The sequence below is a fragment of the Arthrobacter monumenti genome, assembly GCF_054511255.1.
Genome location: NZ_JBTNCY010000011.1, coordinates 1 through 17,071, shown reverse-complemented (window position 1 = coordinate 17,071; position 17,071 = coordinate 1). Strand labels below are relative to the sequence as shown.

The 17,071-nt window shown below is 62.8% G+C and carries 15 protein-coding genes; 5 read left to right on the top strand and 10 right to left on the bottom strand.

What is annotated here, in order from left to right:
* Positions 1–7: 7 nt before the first annotated feature.
* Positions 8–1,519 (top strand): dihydrolipoyl dehydrogenase family protein, encoded by a 1,512-nt coding sequence (locus ACX80B_RS15645; RefSeq protein ID WP_459297821.1) that lies wholly within the window; start codon positions 8–10, stop codon positions 1,517–1,519.
* Between the two features lie 162 nt (positions 1,520–1,681).
* Here the strand turns inward: ACX80B_RS15645 and ACX80B_RS15640 are convergent, their stop codons facing one another.
* Complete coding sequence (locus ACX80B_RS15640; RefSeq protein WP_459297819.1) at positions 1,682–4,453, bottom strand: S-layer homology domain-containing protein; 2,772 nt, start codon at positions 4,451–4,453, stop codon at positions 1,682–1,684.
* A gap of 342 nt (positions 4,454–4,795) precedes the next feature.
* Here ACX80B_RS15640 and ACX80B_RS15635 point away from each other — a divergent pair, with 342 nt between their 5' ends.
* Complete coding sequence (locus ACX80B_RS15635) at positions 4,796–6,076, top strand: glutamate-cysteine ligase family protein (RefSeq protein WP_459297817.1); 1,281 nt, start codon at positions 4,796–4,798, stop codon at positions 6,074–6,076.
* Entirely contained in the window at positions 6,073–7,422 is a 1,350-nt protein-coding gene (gene egtB, locus ACX80B_RS15630; RefSeq protein ID WP_459297815.1) for an ergothioneine biosynthesis protein EgtB, read from the top strand. The genes ACX80B_RS15635 and egtB overlap by 4 nt, the downstream gene beginning before the upstream one ends.
* A 64-nt stretch (positions 7,423–7,486) precedes the next feature.
* Here egtB and ACX80B_RS15625 read toward each other — a convergent pair whose 3' ends face one another.
* Entirely contained in the window at positions 7,487–7,942 is a 456-nt protein-coding gene (locus ACX80B_RS15625; protein ID WP_459297813.1) for a universal stress protein, read from the bottom strand.
* 208 nt (positions 7,943–8,150) lie between these two features.
* Between ACX80B_RS15625 and ACX80B_RS15620 the strand changes: the two genes are divergently transcribed.
* On the top strand, positions 8,151–8,822 hold the full coding sequence (locus ACX80B_RS15620; RefSeq protein ID WP_459297811.1) for a response regulator: 672 nt from the start codon (positions 8,151–8,153) through the stop codon (positions 8,820–8,822).
* Positions 8,823–8,824: 2 nt separating this feature from the next.
* Here ACX80B_RS15620 and ACX80B_RS15615 read toward each other — a convergent pair whose 3' ends face one another.
* From ACX80B_RS15615 to ACX80B_RS15605, 3 genes are all read right to left on the bottom strand, one after another.
* A complete protein-coding gene (locus ACX80B_RS15615) occupies positions 8,825–10,477 on the bottom strand; it encodes a GAF domain-containing sensor histidine kinase (protein WP_459297809.1) in 1,653 nt (550 codons plus the stop codon).
* A gap of 160 nt (positions 10,478–10,637) precedes the next feature.
* Positions 10,638–10,946 (bottom strand): hypothetical protein, encoded by a 309-nt coding sequence (locus ACX80B_RS15610; RefSeq protein ID WP_459297807.1) that lies wholly within the window; start codon positions 10,944–10,946, stop codon positions 10,638–10,640.
* Complete coding sequence (locus tag ACX80B_RS15605; RefSeq protein ID WP_459297805.1) at positions 10,927–11,826, bottom strand: universal stress protein; 900 nt, start codon at positions 11,824–11,826, stop codon at positions 10,927–10,929. The genes ACX80B_RS15610 and ACX80B_RS15605 overlap by 20 nt, the downstream gene beginning before the upstream one ends.
* Positions 11,827–12,083: 257 nt before the next feature.
* Here ACX80B_RS15605 and ACX80B_RS15600 point away from each other — a divergent pair, with 257 nt between their 5' ends.
* A complete protein-coding gene (locus ACX80B_RS15600) occupies positions 12,084–12,623 on the top strand; it encodes a hypothetical protein (RefSeq protein WP_459297803.1) in 540 nt (179 codons plus the stop codon).
* Between the two features lie 15 nt (positions 12,624–12,638).
* On the opposite strand, the gene ACX80B_RS15595 is transcribed toward ACX80B_RS15600, so the two are convergent.
* The 5 genes from ACX80B_RS15595 to ACX80B_RS15575 all read right to left on the bottom strand — a co-directional run.
* Entirely contained in the window at positions 12,639–13,739 is a 1,101-nt protein-coding gene (locus tag ACX80B_RS15595; RefSeq protein ID WP_459297801.1) for a fatty acid desaturase family protein, read from the bottom strand.
* Positions 13,702–13,887, bottom strand: a complete 186-nt coding sequence (locus ACX80B_RS15590) for a hypothetical protein (protein ID WP_459297974.1) — start codon at positions 13,885–13,887, stop codon at positions 13,702–13,704. Before ACX80B_RS15590 ends, ACX80B_RS15595 begins: the two co-directional genes overlap by 38 nt.
* Positions 13,874–14,539, bottom strand: a complete 666-nt coding sequence (locus ACX80B_RS15585) for a YoaK family protein (RefSeq protein ID WP_459297799.1) — start codon at positions 14,537–14,539, stop codon at positions 13,874–13,876. Before ACX80B_RS15585 ends, ACX80B_RS15590 begins: the two co-directional genes overlap by 14 nt.
* A 92-nt stretch (positions 14,540–14,631) precedes the next feature.
* Positions 14,632–16,440, bottom strand: a complete 1,809-nt coding sequence (locus ACX80B_RS15580; protein WP_459297797.1) for a gamma-glutamyltransferase family protein — start codon at positions 16,438–16,440, stop codon at positions 14,632–14,634.
* 60 nt (positions 16,441–16,500) lie between these two features.
* Positions 16,501–17,071: aldehyde dehydrogenase family protein (locus ACX80B_RS15575; RefSeq protein ID WP_459297795.1), on the bottom strand; the 571-nt coding region annotated here is incomplete at its 5' end.

Genomic DNA, 17,071 nt, shown 5'->3' with positions numbered 1-17,071 from the left:
GCACCGCATGGAATCGGACAAAGGCATCGTGGACCTGCTCGTGATTGGCGGTGGGACGGCAGGCATTGTCGGGGCCACGACGGCGGCAGCACTCGGGGCGAACACTGTTCTGGTCGAGCGGGACCGCACTGGCGGTGACTGCCTCTGGACGGGATGTGTTCCCTCCAAGGCCATCCTCGCCGCTGCTAAACGCGCGAAACTGGAGCAGGACCTGATTGGCGGTTTGGCTGAGCAAGAACTGACCGGCGGCATTCCCGAGCGGGAACTGACTGGAGACGTTCCAGGACAGACGCGGACCCGGCAATCGGGTTTCGCCGCGGCGCGTGAACACATCCGCAGCGCAATCAGCACGATTGAACCGGTCGATTCCCCGGCTGCGTTGGAGAAGGCCGGCGTGACTGTCCGAAAGGGATCCGCGGTCTTTACCGCGCCTGGACTGGCTGAAATCGACGGCGAAACAATCGCTTTCCGGCAGGCATTGATCGCCACCGGGGCGGAGCCTGCGTCGCCACCCATTCCCGGACTGGCCGAAGCAACTACCGTCACATCGGAAACAATCTGGGACCTTGAAGAGGCTCCGGACCGGCTTCTCGTCGTCGGGGGTGGTCCCGTTGCCTGCGAGCTGGCACAGGCCTTTGCGCGGTTCGGATCGAAGGTCACGATTCTGGCCCGCTCACAGCTGCTTCCAAAGGAGGACCGGGACGCCGCCGCCGTCGTCCGGCAAAGCATGGAATCCGACGGCGTACAGTTCTTCGAGAACTCCCCCGTCGAGCGGCTCTCGGCGACGGATGGCATCAGCCGTGCCGAATTGGCCGATGGTTCGCATCACGATGGCGACTTCGTCCTGATCGCCACCGGGCGGAGGCCCAGGACAGAAGGGCTTGGGCTGGAAACCGTGGGGGTGGACTGCGACGATACCGGCCACGTTGTCGCGGATGCCAAGATGCGCAGCTCCAACCAAACCATATGGGCGGCCGGAGACGTGACAGCAAATCCACAGTTCACGCACCTGGCCGGAGTATCTGCCAGCGTTGCTGCCTTCAACGCCATCCTCGGACTCAGCCGCAGCGTCAGCACCGTAATTCCACGGGTGACCTATACCGCCCCTGAACTTGCCGCCGTCGGCATTACCGTCACCGGGCAAAGCCGGTACCGTGCCTCAACCATCGAGCACCGGGAGCTGGACCGGGCGATTACCGAAGGCACTCCGGATGGTCTGACCCGGCTCATTATCGGCAAAGGCGGGCGGATCGTTGGCGGCACCATCGTCGGGCCACGGGCCGGCGAGTCGCTGGCCGAACTGACCCTCGCCGTCGAAAAGGGCCTTTCCACCCGGGACCTGGCGGGAGTCACGCACCCTTACCCCACATATAACGACGGCGTGTGGAATGCCGCGATTGCCGATGCCCGGTCGATGCTCGCCGCCCCCGCCGCCAAAACGGTTGTCAAGGGGCTCGTCCGGGTTCGGCGATGGATTCTAGATCGGCGGCGCGGGCGATCAGCCCCGAGCCCCGGCTGACGGTATTGCGATGGCAGATACGCAGCCCTGCTGGTGCTGCGGCGTCTGCGTGACTACACCAAAAAGTGTGGCCCACGCGATCTGGTTCGCATGGGCCACACTTCGTATTGACTTATTTGGTTGGCCGCTCCACCGCCTCTCGGTGACGGAGCGGCCAATCAGCTACTGCCCTTGTCCGGACAGCCTCCACAAGAACACCATGGTGGCGTCGCGGTTGATCGGGATAAACGGCCGGAACTCCGCGGTGGTGTCGTTCGGACCGTCTGTGTAACCGTTCGTGATCCCCTGCTCTGCCAGCCAGGACACCTCCTTGTAGAACTTCTCGCCCGGGGCGTAATCCACGAACGGAGACACCGCTGGCCCCGCGTAGTCCGCAGCCGGTCCTTCGATGGTGTCCCCCGCCATGGCGGCAAAGCGGTAGATGAACGCAGCCATCGCATCCCGGTTGATTTCGGTGAACGGGCGGTACTCAACCGTCGTATCCGCTGTGTTGTCTTTATAACCGTTCGTGATGCCCTGCTCTGCGAGCCAAGTGACTTCCTTGTAGAACGCGTTCTCCGGACCGTAATCCACGAACGGCGACACCTCGGGTGCCACGAACTCAGGCGACCCGGCCAGACGGTACAGGAACGCAGCCATCGCATCCCTGCTGGTGTTGGCCTGCGGACGGAACGTCCCGTCAGCGAAGCCGGCGGTGATGCCATTGTCAACAGCCCAACGGATCTGCTCTTCCCACATTGCGCCACGGGCATCCGAGAAGAATTCCTCGCGCCCCTGGACCACAAACTCATTCGTCTCACCGAGCACTACCGGCTCAGCCAGCGGTTCTCCCGCGGTGTTCGTGAGTTGCGTGAGCTGGAAGAAGTTCGTGTCGTACGGGCTGCCGACAACGGTGTGCGGCGTGGCGCCGTCACCCAGGTAGCCGGCCGGTGCACCTGCATCCCAGCGAAGGAAGGGACCGATCTTCGCTTCAAGCAGCGCATCGAAGTTACCGTTGCCATTCATGGCGCCCAGATCCTCGGTGTAATTGAGGTCGCCGTCTTCGTCTGCCGTGAGCCGCACTGTGCCGTACGGATGGGTTACCAGGTAGGTTACGCCTTGCTCGAAGACCGCGTCGCCGCGGACCCTGATCCGGCCGAAGGCGATTTGGTCGCCTTCTTTGGCTTCGCCGGACGCAAATGCCGCCTCGGAGGCGAGGACCAGACGGACGCGTTCGCCCGCAACAGTCATTTCAGCATCTGCAGCCCACCAGAACGCCTCGGCGGGGAAGTTGTTCGGCCACGCCGTCGGCAGGTCCGGATTCGGCCGCGCATCCACGTTCGGACACAGCGGGTCGTCCAGGCACAGGTCCAATGTCACTGGAGCCTGATCCCCGAAGCCGTTATCCGTCAAGGTAGCAGGGAAGCCGTGCTCCCCCACTGCGCCAATGGACTGAAGGTTGTGAATCTTGTAGGGGAGCGTCCGGACTTCGCCGGCCTCACCCGCAGCGTCGACCGCGACCGTCCGCAGAATGGTCGAGGAGTGGATGGCCAGCGGTTCCGTGTAAACCTGAGTTGAACCGGTCGGCTCTCCCTCTGCGGTGTACTGCGGGACGGATCCGTCTGTCGTGAAGTAGACGGTCGGCGTTTCGCCTGAGGGCATGGTGCCTGTCAGCGTCACCGTCTGCGGACCTGCCAAAGGAACCGTTGCGGCAGGTGATGCCTCAACCCAGGGGCTGGTCGGGTCCAGATCGTACACCTCGCTGTATACTTCCGTGGCGTCGCCTGTTGCGATATCAACGGCGATGAACTTCAACGTCGGTGTTCCCGGTGATGCCAGGGTCACGGTCGCTGCAGGGTTGATTTCGCCTTCAGCGGGAACGTACTCCTCGCCGTTGGTAACGGTTCCGTCTGCATCAACGGTTGGATTGCTGCCGTCCGTCGTCCAAACAATCTTGGATTCATGCGGGAACGACGCCTGGATCCTAACTTCCTGGGTCTGGTTGTAGAGCCCACCGGGCTTGTCCACGTCGGCCTTCAGCGTTGCAATCTGGCCCATGACGGCGAACATACTCGTACGGTTCGTGACGACCGTTCCCGTTGAGTTGGGGCCCTTAATCCTGAAGTAGTTCGTATTGTTCGGGCTGCCGACAACTCTGTGCAGCACGTTGGGATCACCGACGGTCCCTGCCGGTGCCTCATCGCCGGACCAGCGAAGGAATGGGCCGACCTTGCCCTCTGTCGGCTCGTCCCAGGTGCATGGCTGCTGGAGGCATCCGATGTCCTCCGTGAAGCGGACGCGGCCACGATCGTCAGCCGTTACTTCGAGTTTTCCATAGGGGTGGGTGACCGTGTAGACGCCCCCCGGAACTGCATCATCGATACGGATACGAATCCGTTGGAACCCGTTCTGCTGTCCCGCCGCGACCGATCCGTCCCCGCCGAATGCGGCTTCCTGTGCCATGACCAGCCTGGCCTCTGCTCCACCAGTCAGCGTCATCGAAGCCTCACCGGACCACCAGAACGCTTCCTCCGGGAAGTTTCCCGGGATAGTCAGCGGCTGGCTCTGATCGTAGCCTGGATCGACACCTGCCTCCGGTGCGGCAGCGGCGCATTCAGCGACGACGAGGCAGAGTTCCAGACGCACGGGCTCCAGTGCCGGTGTAGTAGCAGTCGCCGGAACTCCGGCATCGCCATACCAGTACGGATATCCATTATCGGGATCGACTGGTCCTACCCCGGTCGGTCCTGCTGGTAGTGCGGCAGGCAGCATGCCGGCGAGTGCGGCAGGTGCGAGTGCGCCGCCGGTAGCCGGTGTTGCCGATGTTGCTGCTGGTATTGCGCCGAAGAGCGGCAACAGAACAGCTCCTGCTGCAGCAATTCCCACCGCCGCCCGCCGTCGTTGCAACCGGCGGCTTTTGGCCTGCCGGGCCTGGTTGGTTGTATCGGACTTCATTGTGGTTCCCCTTAGTTGCGCACATTCTGTGAGTGATGGGAGCCCTGTGCGGGGGCTGTCCCGGAACCAAGCTTGCGTTTTGGAACCTGTGAATTCCTTGAGGATTCTCATTAGTCACAAAACGCGGGTCACAAGAGTGCCTTGAATCAGGCTCCCCCCAACAGCAGAGCCAATGTGAAATCAGTCACTTCTGAACCACCTGATGCATGATTGTAACCCCACAAATCAGCGATTCAACCCATAATCTGAAAAGTTTCCTGTAACGCAGCGGAACCATTGACAGAAGTGCCGCGTGACTGTTTACTAGCCGTCTATGAGCATGCACCGAAGGGACGGTGTGCTTTGACATCCAGGCCAAAATTGGAGCCGGATTTCCGCCCGGTATTGGAATCGGAGGCGGAGTTTTACATCGCTGCGGCTTGTTTCAGGACCGGACCTTGTGGAGCCATTGGCCTGGAGATTGAGCGGATCATCCACGATGCTGCTGATCCTAAACGTCCTGTTCCCGTCGCGGAGGTCCGCTCAGTAGTCGGAGACGCGGGTCAATCACTTCCCCGGGGCGGGGTTGTCACGTTCGAACCGGGTGGCCAACTGGAGGTGAGTACGGCGTGCGCTCCCGGCTTTGCCGCCCTGGTCAAGGACGTCCGCACCGACTTGGCTGCCATCGATGCAAGGGTCACAGACGCCGGCCTTGCCTTCTGCCCGGTCGCCTTGGATGGACTCCGGCCGCCGGTACGCACGCTGGAGCTGCCGCGTTACGAGGCCATGGAGGAGTATTACGGACGCTCCAGTCCGGCGGGAGTCACCATGATGTGTTCGACGGCGTCGCTTCAGGTGTGCCTCGACGCCGGCGGTGATGGGACAGGAACCGGGAGTGCAGTCCAGCGGTGGCGGCGGCTGCATGACTTGGCACCGGTACTTATTGCGGCTTTCGCCAATTCACCGTTCCGTTTTGGCGTACCCAGCGGCTGGCGCAGCGCCCGGCAGGGTGTGTGGCTCTCCACCGATTGTTCACGGGCGGCTCCGGTACCGCCGTCGGACGATCCGCGTTCCGCCTGGGCCCGCTACGCCCTCGACGCTTTTGTGCTTTGCATTCCATCAGTCGATGGATCCTGGCAGGCTCCCCGCGGTCTGACAATGCGGGAATGGCTGCGCGGCGGGGGTCCCAGGCCCGCGACGCTGGGGGATGTCGACTACCATCTCACCACTTTGTTTCCACATGTCCGGCCGCGGGGTTTCCTGGAGCTGCGGGTCATCGACGCACAGGCTGGCAGCGATTGGGAAGCTGTAGCGGCGATGACGGCGGCACTCGTCGACGATGAACGGGCGTCGGATCTTGCCGCCGACGCCTGCGCGGCGTTGGGCAGTCTGCCCAGCCCCGTATCGTCGGCTGCAAGGGACGGGTTGACCGATCCGGTACTCGCCGCGGCGGCGCTGGCCTGCGCCGAAGCGGCTCTTGGAGCGCTGGACCGGTTGGGGGCCGACAGCGAAACAGTGTCCCGCACAGAGGAGTTTGTCGAGCGGTACACCAACCGCGGACGCAGCCCGGCGGACGACCGGGTGGAGCTGTGGCGCCGCACCGGCAGTTATTTCGATCCGACCGAAGATGGACTGCTGCCGTGACCATCGCGTACGTTCCCGGACCGGACGCCGCCGGCGCCGAAACCCTCAGGTCGCTGATCGCCAACGGCTTCGACCGCGCCCGCAACCGGATCCTCGCCCTGGCGGACTTCGATGATGAGGAGCTGCTCAAACAGCATTCGCCGCTGATGTCGCCGCTGGTCTGGGATCTGGCGCATGTGGGAAGCCAGGAGGAGCAGTGGCTGTTGCACGACGTCGGCCGGATGGAACCGCTGCGCTGCGACATCCGCCGGTATTACGACGCTTTCGAGTACCCCCGCAGCGTCCGGCCTACTTTGCCACTGCTGAGGCCCAACGAATCGCGGGGGTATATCGCCGAAGTCAGAGCCAAAGCGATGGATGTCCTCGAACGCAGCCGGCTTGAGGGAACGCCCCTTGAGGACCGCGGCTTCCTATTCGGAATGATGATTCAGCACGAGCAGCAGCACGCCGAGACGATGCTCGTCACCCACCAACTGCGCTCGGGCGAACCGCTGCTGCACGGCGCCGGGAACGGGGTCAAGCGTGCATCCGTAAGTGCCTCGTCCACCACGGTGGGACTGCCCCGGGAGGTCTTGGTACCAGCAGGCACCTTCACAATGGGCACCTCCCTGGAACCGTGGGCCATGGACAACGAACGTCCGGCGCACCAAATCGATGTTCCCGGTTTTTGGATCGACTCGCTTCCAGTCACCAACGGCGCCTTCCTGGAATTTATCGACGACGGCGGCTACCGGGACTCCCGCTGGTGGACCGCCGAGGGTTGGGATCTTTGCAACGCTGCGGGCCTCGAGGCGCCCAAGTACTGGGAGCGCGAAGGAAACCACTGGCTGCGGCGCCGGTTCGGCGTCGTCGAACCCGTTCCGGGTGACGAACCCGTCCAACATGTGTGCTGGTATGAGGCGGATGCCTTTGCCCGCTGGGCGGGACGGCGGCTGCCGACCGAGGCGGAGTGGGAGAAGGCCGCCCGCTGGGATCCGCACACAGGCCGCTCCCTGCGGTACCCATGGGGCGACGCCGATCCAGCACCGGAACACGCGAATCTGGGTGGAGCGGCGCTGCGCCCCTCCCCTGCCGGTTCCTATCCGAAGGGTGCTTCACCGCTGGGGGTCCAGCAGTTATTGGGTGACGTTTGGGAATGGGTGTCCAGTGATTTCCGGCCGTATCCCGGCTTCACCGTTTTCCCGTACGAGGAATACAGCGCGGTCTTCTTCGGCAGTGACTACAAGGTCCTGCGCGGCGGTTCGTGGGCGGCGGATCCCACGGCATGCCGCGGCACCTTCCGGAACTGGGACTATCCCATCCGGCGCCAGATTTTCTCCGGTTTCCGCACCGCACGTAACGCTTAGGCTCCAGGTGGTCAGCACCGCCCGTAACGCTTAAGCGGCAGCTCGGTGAACAGCGCTGGTTCGGTCAGTGCGAATGCCGCTTGCCGCCGCCGTGAACCACGAGTACAGGACACGTCGCATGCGAGACACAGGCGGTACTGACTGAGCCGAGGTGCAGCCCGCTGAAACCGCCATGACCGCGCCGTCCGAGGATCAGCATGTCGGCGCCTTCGCTGGCATCTATCAGGGTCGACGCCGCGGGCCCATTCAGTACCGAGGTGTGGATATCCGGCTTCTTTCGGCCGTCGAACGCCCTCTTGATGGCCTCTTCGAGGGACTGCCGCGCGGAGTTCTCGTACTCCTGGACGTCGGCCGCTTCCACAATGCCTGCATACAGGTACGGAAAATGCCAGCAGGCAACAGCGTTGATCTTTGCGCCCAAAGCCGGTGCGAGGCTGGCGGCGTAGCGCAACGCCTCGATCGACGATTCGGAACCGTCAACGCCGACGACGATTTTTGCTCCTGTTGGGTTCTGGTTCATTTGAAGATTCCTTAGTCCCGACATGGGGGTGTGCCCGCCGGTGGTTCCCCCTACACCGACGGGCCGCGAATCCCCGCTTCAAGACTCCTGCAGAACGGCGCCCACCAGTAGGGTCTTAAGTCCCTATCAGAATTGATGTTTCAAGGGGCCGACCGCAAATGGACTTTGGGCCCTATCGCACCGCCCCCCGGTCGGGCAGAATTGCACTGTGAAAGCACCAATCCCGCAACCCGGCGATGCTCCGGCCCAGGATCCCGTACGGGTCTTCATCCTTGACGACCACGAGCTGGTCCGGCGCGGACTCCAGGAACTGCTGGAGAGCGAAGGATTCGAAATTGTGGGGGAAACCGGCTCTGCGGAGGAGGCCACCCGCCGCATTCCGGCCCTGCATCCCGATGTCTCCGTCATCGACGCCCGCCTTCCGGATGGCTCAGGCATAGAGGTCTGCCGGAACGTCCGGTCCGTGGACCCGTCACTGCATTGCCTGATCCTCACCAGTTACGACGACGACGAGGCGTTGCGCGGCGCGGTCCTGGCTGGGGCGTCCGGTTACGTGCTCAAGGAAATCGGCGCCATGGAGCTGGTGACGCAGTTGCGCCGGGCGGCCGACGGCGAATCCCTCTTCGACCCGGGAGTCGAAGCCAGGATCATCGGCGGACTGACCCATCCCGAAGCGTTGGATTCGCGGATTGCGGCGCTCAGCCCGCAGGAGCGGCGCGTCCTGACATTGATCGGCCAAGGCTTAACCAACCGCCAGATCGGCGAGGAGATGTTCCTGGCGGAAAAGACGGTCAAAAACTACGTTTCCTCCCTGCTGTCGAAACTCGGCTTCGAACGCCGCACCCAGGCTGCGGTGTATGTGACCCGGGAGAAGCAATAAAGCTACCCGGGGGCTCCAAGCGGGACCGACCACCGCAGCCGCGTCCCTTTTCCAGCTGCGCTGTCGATGTCGAACTTCCCGTCCAGCAACCGCGCCCGGTGCTCCAGGTTCGCCAGTCCACTGCGGGAGCCGCCGTCGTCGAAACCGCATCCATTATCGGAGATCACCAATTCCAGACCATTGGTATCCACGGTCACGGAGACATCGATACTGTCTGCTCCGGAATGCCTGATGGCATTGCTCAGCCCCTCCGTCACCACGGCCAGCAGGTGCTCCCCCACTGATTGCGGAATGTTCAGGTCGATGGCTCCGGAGAGTTTCAGCCGCGGAGTGAAGGCAACTGATTTTGCCCCTTCCCGCACGACACGGAGAATCCGGCTGCTCAACACCTCCTGCTCGGCGGCGTCCCGAAGGGAATAGATGGTGTTGCGCAGTTCGCGGATAGTTCCATCGAGTTCGCCGGTAACGGCACCGATGCGCTCAAGGGCGGCGGGTTCTGGAGTGAACCGGCGCAGGCTTTGCATGCTGAGGCCCGCGGCAAACAGCCGCTGGATGACGACGTCGTGCAGGTCGCGGGCGATGCGGTCCCGGTCCTTGAAGACGGCCAGTTGCTCGCGCAGTCCGTTCGCCCGCGAAAGTTCGAGCGCCAAGGCGACATGCGAACCGAAGACAGCTGTCATTTCGACGTCGGTCTGCACGAAACCTTCCCCGCCCGCCTCCCGCGCGAGCAGCAGCAGTCCCTGGTCCTTTCCGGGCGGCCCGAGTGCGGCGGCGAGGACCGGCCCCAGCCCTGCGACTCCCTGTGCGTCCAGAATTCCGCCGGCGTCGGGTATCACCTTCGACTTTCCTATCCGGAGTACTTCGGTGATCAACGGCGACGCTATGGACAACGTCCTGCCGGCGACGTCGTCGGCCTGGGTTCCAGCGGCGGCAGCACAGTAAACGGCGTCGCCGTCGCCGGCAGGAAAACCGAGAATGGCCAAGGCAGCGCCGGACTCGGCCAGCGCCCGCTCGGCCACCAGGTGCAGTCCGTCCACAGGAGCATCCAGGACGGTCATCATCATGTTTCCGGTAACGTCCATCGACGCCTGCCGCCACTGCTGCCGCCGTCGTGCATCTTCGAACAGCCGCGCGTTTTCGATGGCGACGCCGGCCGCCGCCGCGAGCGCAACGGCCAGCTCCTCGTCCTCGTCGGTGAAGTCCCCGCCGCCTTGCTTCTCGGTCAGATACAGGTTGCCGAAAACCACGTTCCGGACCCGGATCGGTACGCCGAGAAAAGAGGCCATCGGCGGATGATTCTCAGGGAAGCCGTATGCATCGGGGTGCCGGCGGAGGTCGTGCAGCCGCAGCGGTTTGGGATCCCGGTTCAGTAGTCCGAGTACGCCCAGGCCGACGGGATTGGTCCCAATTTTCCGGGCTGTGTCGTCGTCGATTCCGGCCGTGATGAAATGCATGAGTCCCTGCTGGTCATCCTCCAGGACACCGAGGGCGGCATATTGGGCCCCTACCAACTGGCAGGCGGAGTGCACCACATGGTTCAGGACTGCCTCAAGGCTCAGGTCCCCGGCAATGGTGACGACGGCGGCGAGCAGCCCCTGCATCCGTTCCCGGACCCGGACAGCCTCATCCTCTGCCGGCACCTGCTCGGTCTCCATCTATACCACCGTTCGCCCGACGATTTGGCCCGGTCGGCACTTCCCTCGTCCCGCAAGGCGCTGCAAGTGCACAAAGGTATTCATACGATAGTCCTCAAGCATGCCGCCCGGCCAGCCCGGAGGCGCAAAACCGGACAGGTCGTCGTCGTGGTGGAAGCTGCTACGCGCGCCAGCCCAGCAGCTCGCCTCCGATCGCAATGCCGCCGAACAGGACCAATGCCGCGACCACGGGCACGACCAGCGTCCACGCCGGCCTGCGCTGGAGGAGGTGCACTGCGACAATCGTCAACGCAATCCAGGCCGCCCAGAAGAACAAGATTCCGTACAGCGGTGCCACAAGTCCTGCGGCGAGGTAGAGGAAACCGACCAGAATGTGCAGAACGAGTCCGATCCAGCCGAGGACAACCGCAAACGCATGGCCGGATACGTGCCGCTGTCCCGGTGGCTGATTAGCTGCTTGGAAGGCCACCGGATCCTCCCTCCCCTGGCTCAGGAGCAGCGCCCCGCCGGCTGACCAGCACCGGTCCGGCTGCGTGGTGCAGCACGGCGTGCGCCGTTGATCCAACATTGCCGCGGAATTCGCCCTTGCCTTTGGCCCCGACGACAAGGATTCTTGCATTTTGCGAGGCCTCCACCAGCGCTCCCGGTGGTGAGGTCTTCAATACCAGTTCCTCCTCGACCGGCACATCGGCCGCGTGCGCGCGGGCCCTGGTGACGGCGTCGTCGAGGATTGCCTTTGCCTCGGTTTCCGCATCGGCGGTCAGCTTTCCCCGGCCGAACCTGCCCATGCTTTTCTGCACGTGCAGGATCTTCAGCGGCGCATCCCATAGCCCCGCCAGGCCACAGGCGTCGTCGAGGGCCATGTTGCTTTCGGCGGAGCCGTCCACTCCCACGACCACCGGCCCGTTGGCATCGCCGGCGGAGCGCAGAATCGCGACCGGGCACTTTGCCGTAACGGCGAGCTGGAGGCTGACGGAACCGACAAGCAGACCGAGGAAGCCGCCGATCCCCCGACTGCCGACCACCAGCATGCGCTGCCGCCGGGATATCTCTTCCAGAACGTAGGAAGCTGAACCCGTGAGGAGGCTGGTCTTAATATCGAGCGCCGGCGCCACTGCCCGCGCCTCAGCCACCCCGTCTTCGATGATGGCCTCCGCCGAATGCCTCAGTCCGCTGCCTGCGACGCCCTCGACCGGACCCAGATCGTGGGTGAACAGCGGCCAAAGCCAGCAATGAACCAGGTGCAGGCCCCGCCCTTCCGCAACGGCTAGATGGGCCGCCCAGCGCACGGCCAGCCTGGCTTCGTCCGAGCCATCGAAGCCGACGACGATTCTTTGTCCCGCTTGCATGGATCCTCCCGATGGCGAATCAAACGGTGATGATCGTTCTGGCTAAATTGAACCACGCGGGGGGCTCCTGCGGCAGTGTTTTTGGGGCGCGGATTTACCACCTGGAAGCGGGCTTCAAGTTCGGCTTGAGGCTAAACCCTTGACGGGTCCGCCGCGCAAGACGAGAGTTGGTTCAACAGGCTTCGGCAGAACCGGCTGGAGACTGTGTCCGGCAGCGTCCGCAAACCGGAAGCATCGACAGAGAAGGTGAATGAGCAGTGGACCAAGCAGTCATCTGGATCATCGTCGGGATCATCGTTGTGCTGGCCATCATTGGCGCAGCGATTTACTTTGGACGCAAGAAGAAGGAAGAACACGCCGAACGGCAGCGTCTGGAAGATCATCGCCATGCCGAGGAAATGCGCCAAAAGGCCCGGGAGAACGAACTGGACACGCGGGAGCGCGAAGCCGACGCCAACCAGGCATCAGCGGAAGCCGAAAAGGCGGAAGTAGAGGCCGAGCGTCTCCGCCATGAAGCTGAGCAGCGCAAAGCCGATGCGCACGGGATGCGGAACGAGACGGAAAACAGGACCCGGGAGGCCGACCTGCTCGACCCGAACGTCGACACTGACCACGACCGCGGCGACGGGACCCGGCATGTGGACACTGACCATAACCGCGGTGACGAAACGCGGCAGGTGGACACCGATCTCGACCGCGGCGACGAGACCCGGCGCTTGGACACCGACCCGAACCGCGGCAACGAGACCCGGCGCTTGGACACCGACCCGAACCGCGGCAACGAGACCCGGCGCTAACCGGGACCGCCGCCTCTAGCGCGGGCGGTACCGGTCTATGAGCGGGCAGTCGAACGGATCCCGGGCGGACAGCCCAACCCGGTTGAGGTACTGCACCACGATCGAGTAGGACTTCAGCAGCGAGGTCTCTGTGTATTTGATGCCGTGTTCCTGGCAGTGCGCCCGTACCAGCTCCCGCGCCTTGCGCAGATGCGGCCGCGGCATGTTCGGGAACAGGTGGTGCTCAATCTGATAGTTGAGCCCTCCCATGAAGTGGCTCATGAACGTACCGCCGCGGATATTGCGGGAAGTCAGTACCTGCTTGGAGAGAAAGTCGACCTTACTGCCCCGTGGCAGCACCGGCATGCCCTTGTGGTTGGGTGCAAAGGATGCGCCCATGTAGACGCCGAAGACCGCCATGTGAATGCCGATGAAGGCGAACGCCATGCCAACCGGCAGGAACATAAAAACGATGGCCAGATACGCGCCCATGCGCAGTCCCAGCATGGCGATTTCGACCCAGCGCTTCTCCACTCGGCCGCGCCCCAGGACTGTCTTCCAGGACGTCACATGAAGATTGACGCCTTCAAGCAGCAGCAGGGGGAAGAACATGTACCCCTGGTTGCGGGTCCACAGCGCCGCCAGACCGCGCTTACCCTTGGCACTTTCCTCGTCGAAGGACAGCACCTTCATATCGACATCGGGATCTTTGCCCATGATGTTGGGGTTCGCATGATGGCGGTTGTGCTTGTTCATCCACCACGAGTAGCTGATCCCAACCACCAGATTCGCCAGCACCCTCGCGGCACGGTCATTGACAGGACCTGAAGCGAATATCTGCCGGTGGGCGGCCTCATGCGCCATGAAAGCCAGCTGCGTGAAAATCACGCCCAAGGCTGCCGCTATCAACAGCTGGAACCATGAATCCCCCAGCAGGGCGAAGCCCGTCCACGCCGCGGTCAGCAGCAGCATGAGAACAACGAAGAGGGTGATGTAGAACCTACGCCGCCGCTGGAGCAGACCAGCGTCGCGTACCGATTTCATCAAGTCCGTATAACTCTGTACAAGCTTATTGGCCGCTTTCGGAGGGCGAACGGAGTCAGCGTTGGCTTTCGACGGCGAAGGCATAGTTTCCATGTCCTCTTAGAATAGCGGAGACCAGGTGGGCATCTTCACCTGTAATTATTTCGAACTTAACAGCCTGCGGCGGCCCGATCAACATTGCATTTGGAAGTTGCAAGTCTTTTTCGGAGCCGCCGCAGTTGAAATAATTAGGCGTATTCACCGCCGTTGTTTTCTTGATGCTTTTCCGCCCGCCTACGCAGGTGCCCGATAAGGAGCACGACAATGGTCAGGAACCCCGAAATCGAAATCGGCAACCATAGGGTGAACGTCATCAAACCGGCACCGGCAACCGCTCCAGCAAGGATGAGCAGCACTGCGAGGAACCGCTTCAACCAGTCCTGTTTTTTATCCGCGCCCAGGCGGGAGTCAGCGGCCAGACCGGTGATGGTGGACGTCACGACGACAGTGGTTACATCTGGAACCTTGATATGCCGGGCCGCGGCCGCCTGAATTCCCATTACCAGCCCCAGTGCGGACGTAATGCCCTCCGTCATAAACGGGAACGCATGCCGACCGGCCACCATCAGAAGAACCGAAACCGCCACCAGGACTGTTGCGACGATGACCAGTGCCACTGACGTCGGACCGACCCAGCCATCTGGCCGTCCCCGAAGCATGCGCCCGCACAGCATGGCACCCAGGAAGAACGCCACCAGGGCCAGGGCGGGGCCGAGGACCGGCAAGTCCGTCGTCCCGCTCAAGGCCATACCGAGGATCACGACGTTGCCCGTCATGTTTCCCGTAAAGACCCGGTCCAGGCCGAGGAATCCCACTGCATCGATGACGCCCGTTGAAAAAGTCAGCGCCAACATAAGCCACATATGCAAGCGGGGTGTCGCAATGCGGAATGTACGGGGCTGTTTAGCCTTCCGCTGGCCCATTTCGACCGCCGATATCCCCATTATCAACGCCCGACTGCATAGCCCTGCATGCCTCGCGGGTTCGCCCCCGCGTGCAGCATGCCCGTTTCAGGTTCCCTCGACACAGCGCAGAGCCGACCGATCTCCCAGTCACCGGCGCGTGCCACCCGGTGTCCGCGTGCCTTCAGTGCGGTCAGAACTTCATCGCCCACGCGCTGTTCAATTAGTACGACGCCCAATTGGTGCTCATGAGGGAAGAACGAACTGGGAAAATGAGTGCTGTGGAACGACGGCGCGTCGATGGCTTCTTGCAGATTCATCCCACCCAGCAGGTGATTCAGCAGGAAATGCAGTTGCCACTGATCCTGCTGGTCCCCTCCGGGCGAGCCGAAAGCCAGAACCGGTTCGCCATCTTTGCAGACAAGAGTTGGAGAAAGCGTTGTGCGCGGGCGCTTGCCTGGGCTGAGCGTATTCGGCAGTCCTTCCTCCAACCAAGCCATCTGCAACCGGGTTCCCAGCGGAAATCCAAGCTCGGGAATGACAGGTGAGGAGTGCAGCCAGCCCCCGCTTGGCATGGCCGAAACCATATTCCCCCAACGGTCGACGACGTCGACATGCACGGTATCCGAGCGAGCTTCACCGTTCGCTTTAGGACCCGAGTCAAGCAAAGCGGCGACGGCGTTGGGCTCGCCGACTCCGTTCAGTCCGATGGCGTCAAAGTCACCCTTTACCTCCAGATTTGGAAGAATCGGATTCCGCCCATCAGGGCTGCCTGGGCGGATTTCCAGCGACGCCTCATCGGTAATCAGACGCCGGCGTTCATCCGCATAGTCGGCGGAAAGAAGAGTTTTGGCCGGGACGTCGTCGGAGTCGCCGTACCAGGCGTCGCGGTCGGCGAATGCCAGCTTGGTGGCTTCAAGAATTTTGTGGATTCCGTCTGCGGTACCCGGCTTTACTTCCATTCCCTCCAGCAATGCCAGCTGCTGCAGGAAGACAGGGCCCTGGCTCCAGAAACCGGCCTTGCAGACGGTGTGGCCTTCGAACTCAAAGGTCTGGGGTTCTTCATAATGCGGACGCCAGGATGCCATGTCCTCACGGTTCAGGAATCCCGCGTGATTCTTTCCGGTTGAATCCCGCCATGGCGTTTTGACGAATTCGGTTATGGATTCGGCGACGAAGCCCTCGGTCCATTCCGCAATGGCAGCGTCGATGCCATCTTCGCGCGTACCACCGTCGTCGAGGGCACTTGTCTCTGCCTCCATCAGACGCCGGTACGTCCGGGCCAGCGCCTTGTTGACCAACATCTGTCCCGCCTCGGGGACTTTGCCATCCGGCAAGTACAAGTCAGCCGAGGGCTGCCAGTGCTCCCGGAACATTGGTTCCATCCGCCCGATGTACTCAACGACCTTGGCCGCGGCCGGAAAGCCATTCTCGGCATAGGACGCGGCAGGACTCAGGGCGTCCTGCAAACTGATAGTCCCGTGATCCCGGAGGAAAGTCATCCATCCCAAAGTGGCTCCGGGGATGGCCGTTGCAAGCGGCCCGGTCCCCGGCACCATGTCAATGTCGAGGGCCGCAAATGCCTCAGGGGTTGCCCCCGCAGGTGCGGGGCCCTGAGCACACAGCACAGTCGGTTTCTTGTCGTCGCCACGGGCGAAGATCAGCGGGAGATCTCCACCAGGTCCATTCTGATGTGGTTCAACCACCTGCAAAGTGAATCCTGCCGCTACAGCGGCATCGAATGCGTTACCACCACGTTCCAGCACCCCCATCCCGACTTGTGAAGGCAGCCAGTGAGTCGATGAAACCATTCCGAAGGTACCGGCCAATTCGGGACGAGTACTGAAATTCATTAATTGAACCTTTTCTATTTTACGTTGATGGCGGCTGTCCGAGCTGGCAGTCAGCGGCAATCAGGTGTTGGAGGGGAAGGAGAAGGAGGCGTCGGAGGCGTGGGCTGGTTCGGGCCAGCGTTGGGTGATGACTTTGCCGCGGGTGTAGAAGCGGATTCCGTCGTGCCCGTAAATGTGCAGGTCCCCGAAGAGGGAGTCGTTCCAGCCGCCGAAGGAGTGCCACGCGACCGGTACCGGCAGCGGTATGTTCACGCCAATCATGCCGACCTTCACCGAACGCTGGAACTTCCGGGCGTAGGCGCCGGAGCCGGTGAATACGGCCGTGCCGTTGCCGTACGGGTTGGCGTTGATCAGATCGATCGCCTCGTCCAGGTCGTTGACCCGCACGATCACCAGCACCGGGCCGAAGATCTCCTCGGTGTAGGCGCTCATTTCGGTCTTGACCTTATCGATCACGGTCGGGCCGACGAAGAACCCTTCCTCGTTGCCTTCCACGACCAGGTCGCGGCCGTCGACCACCAGGGCGGCGCCGTCGGCCTCGGCCTCGCCCACAATCCGCACGACCTTATCCTTCGCGGCCGGGGTGATCACCGGGCCCATATCCGAGTCCGCGTTGGTGCCCTCGGCGACC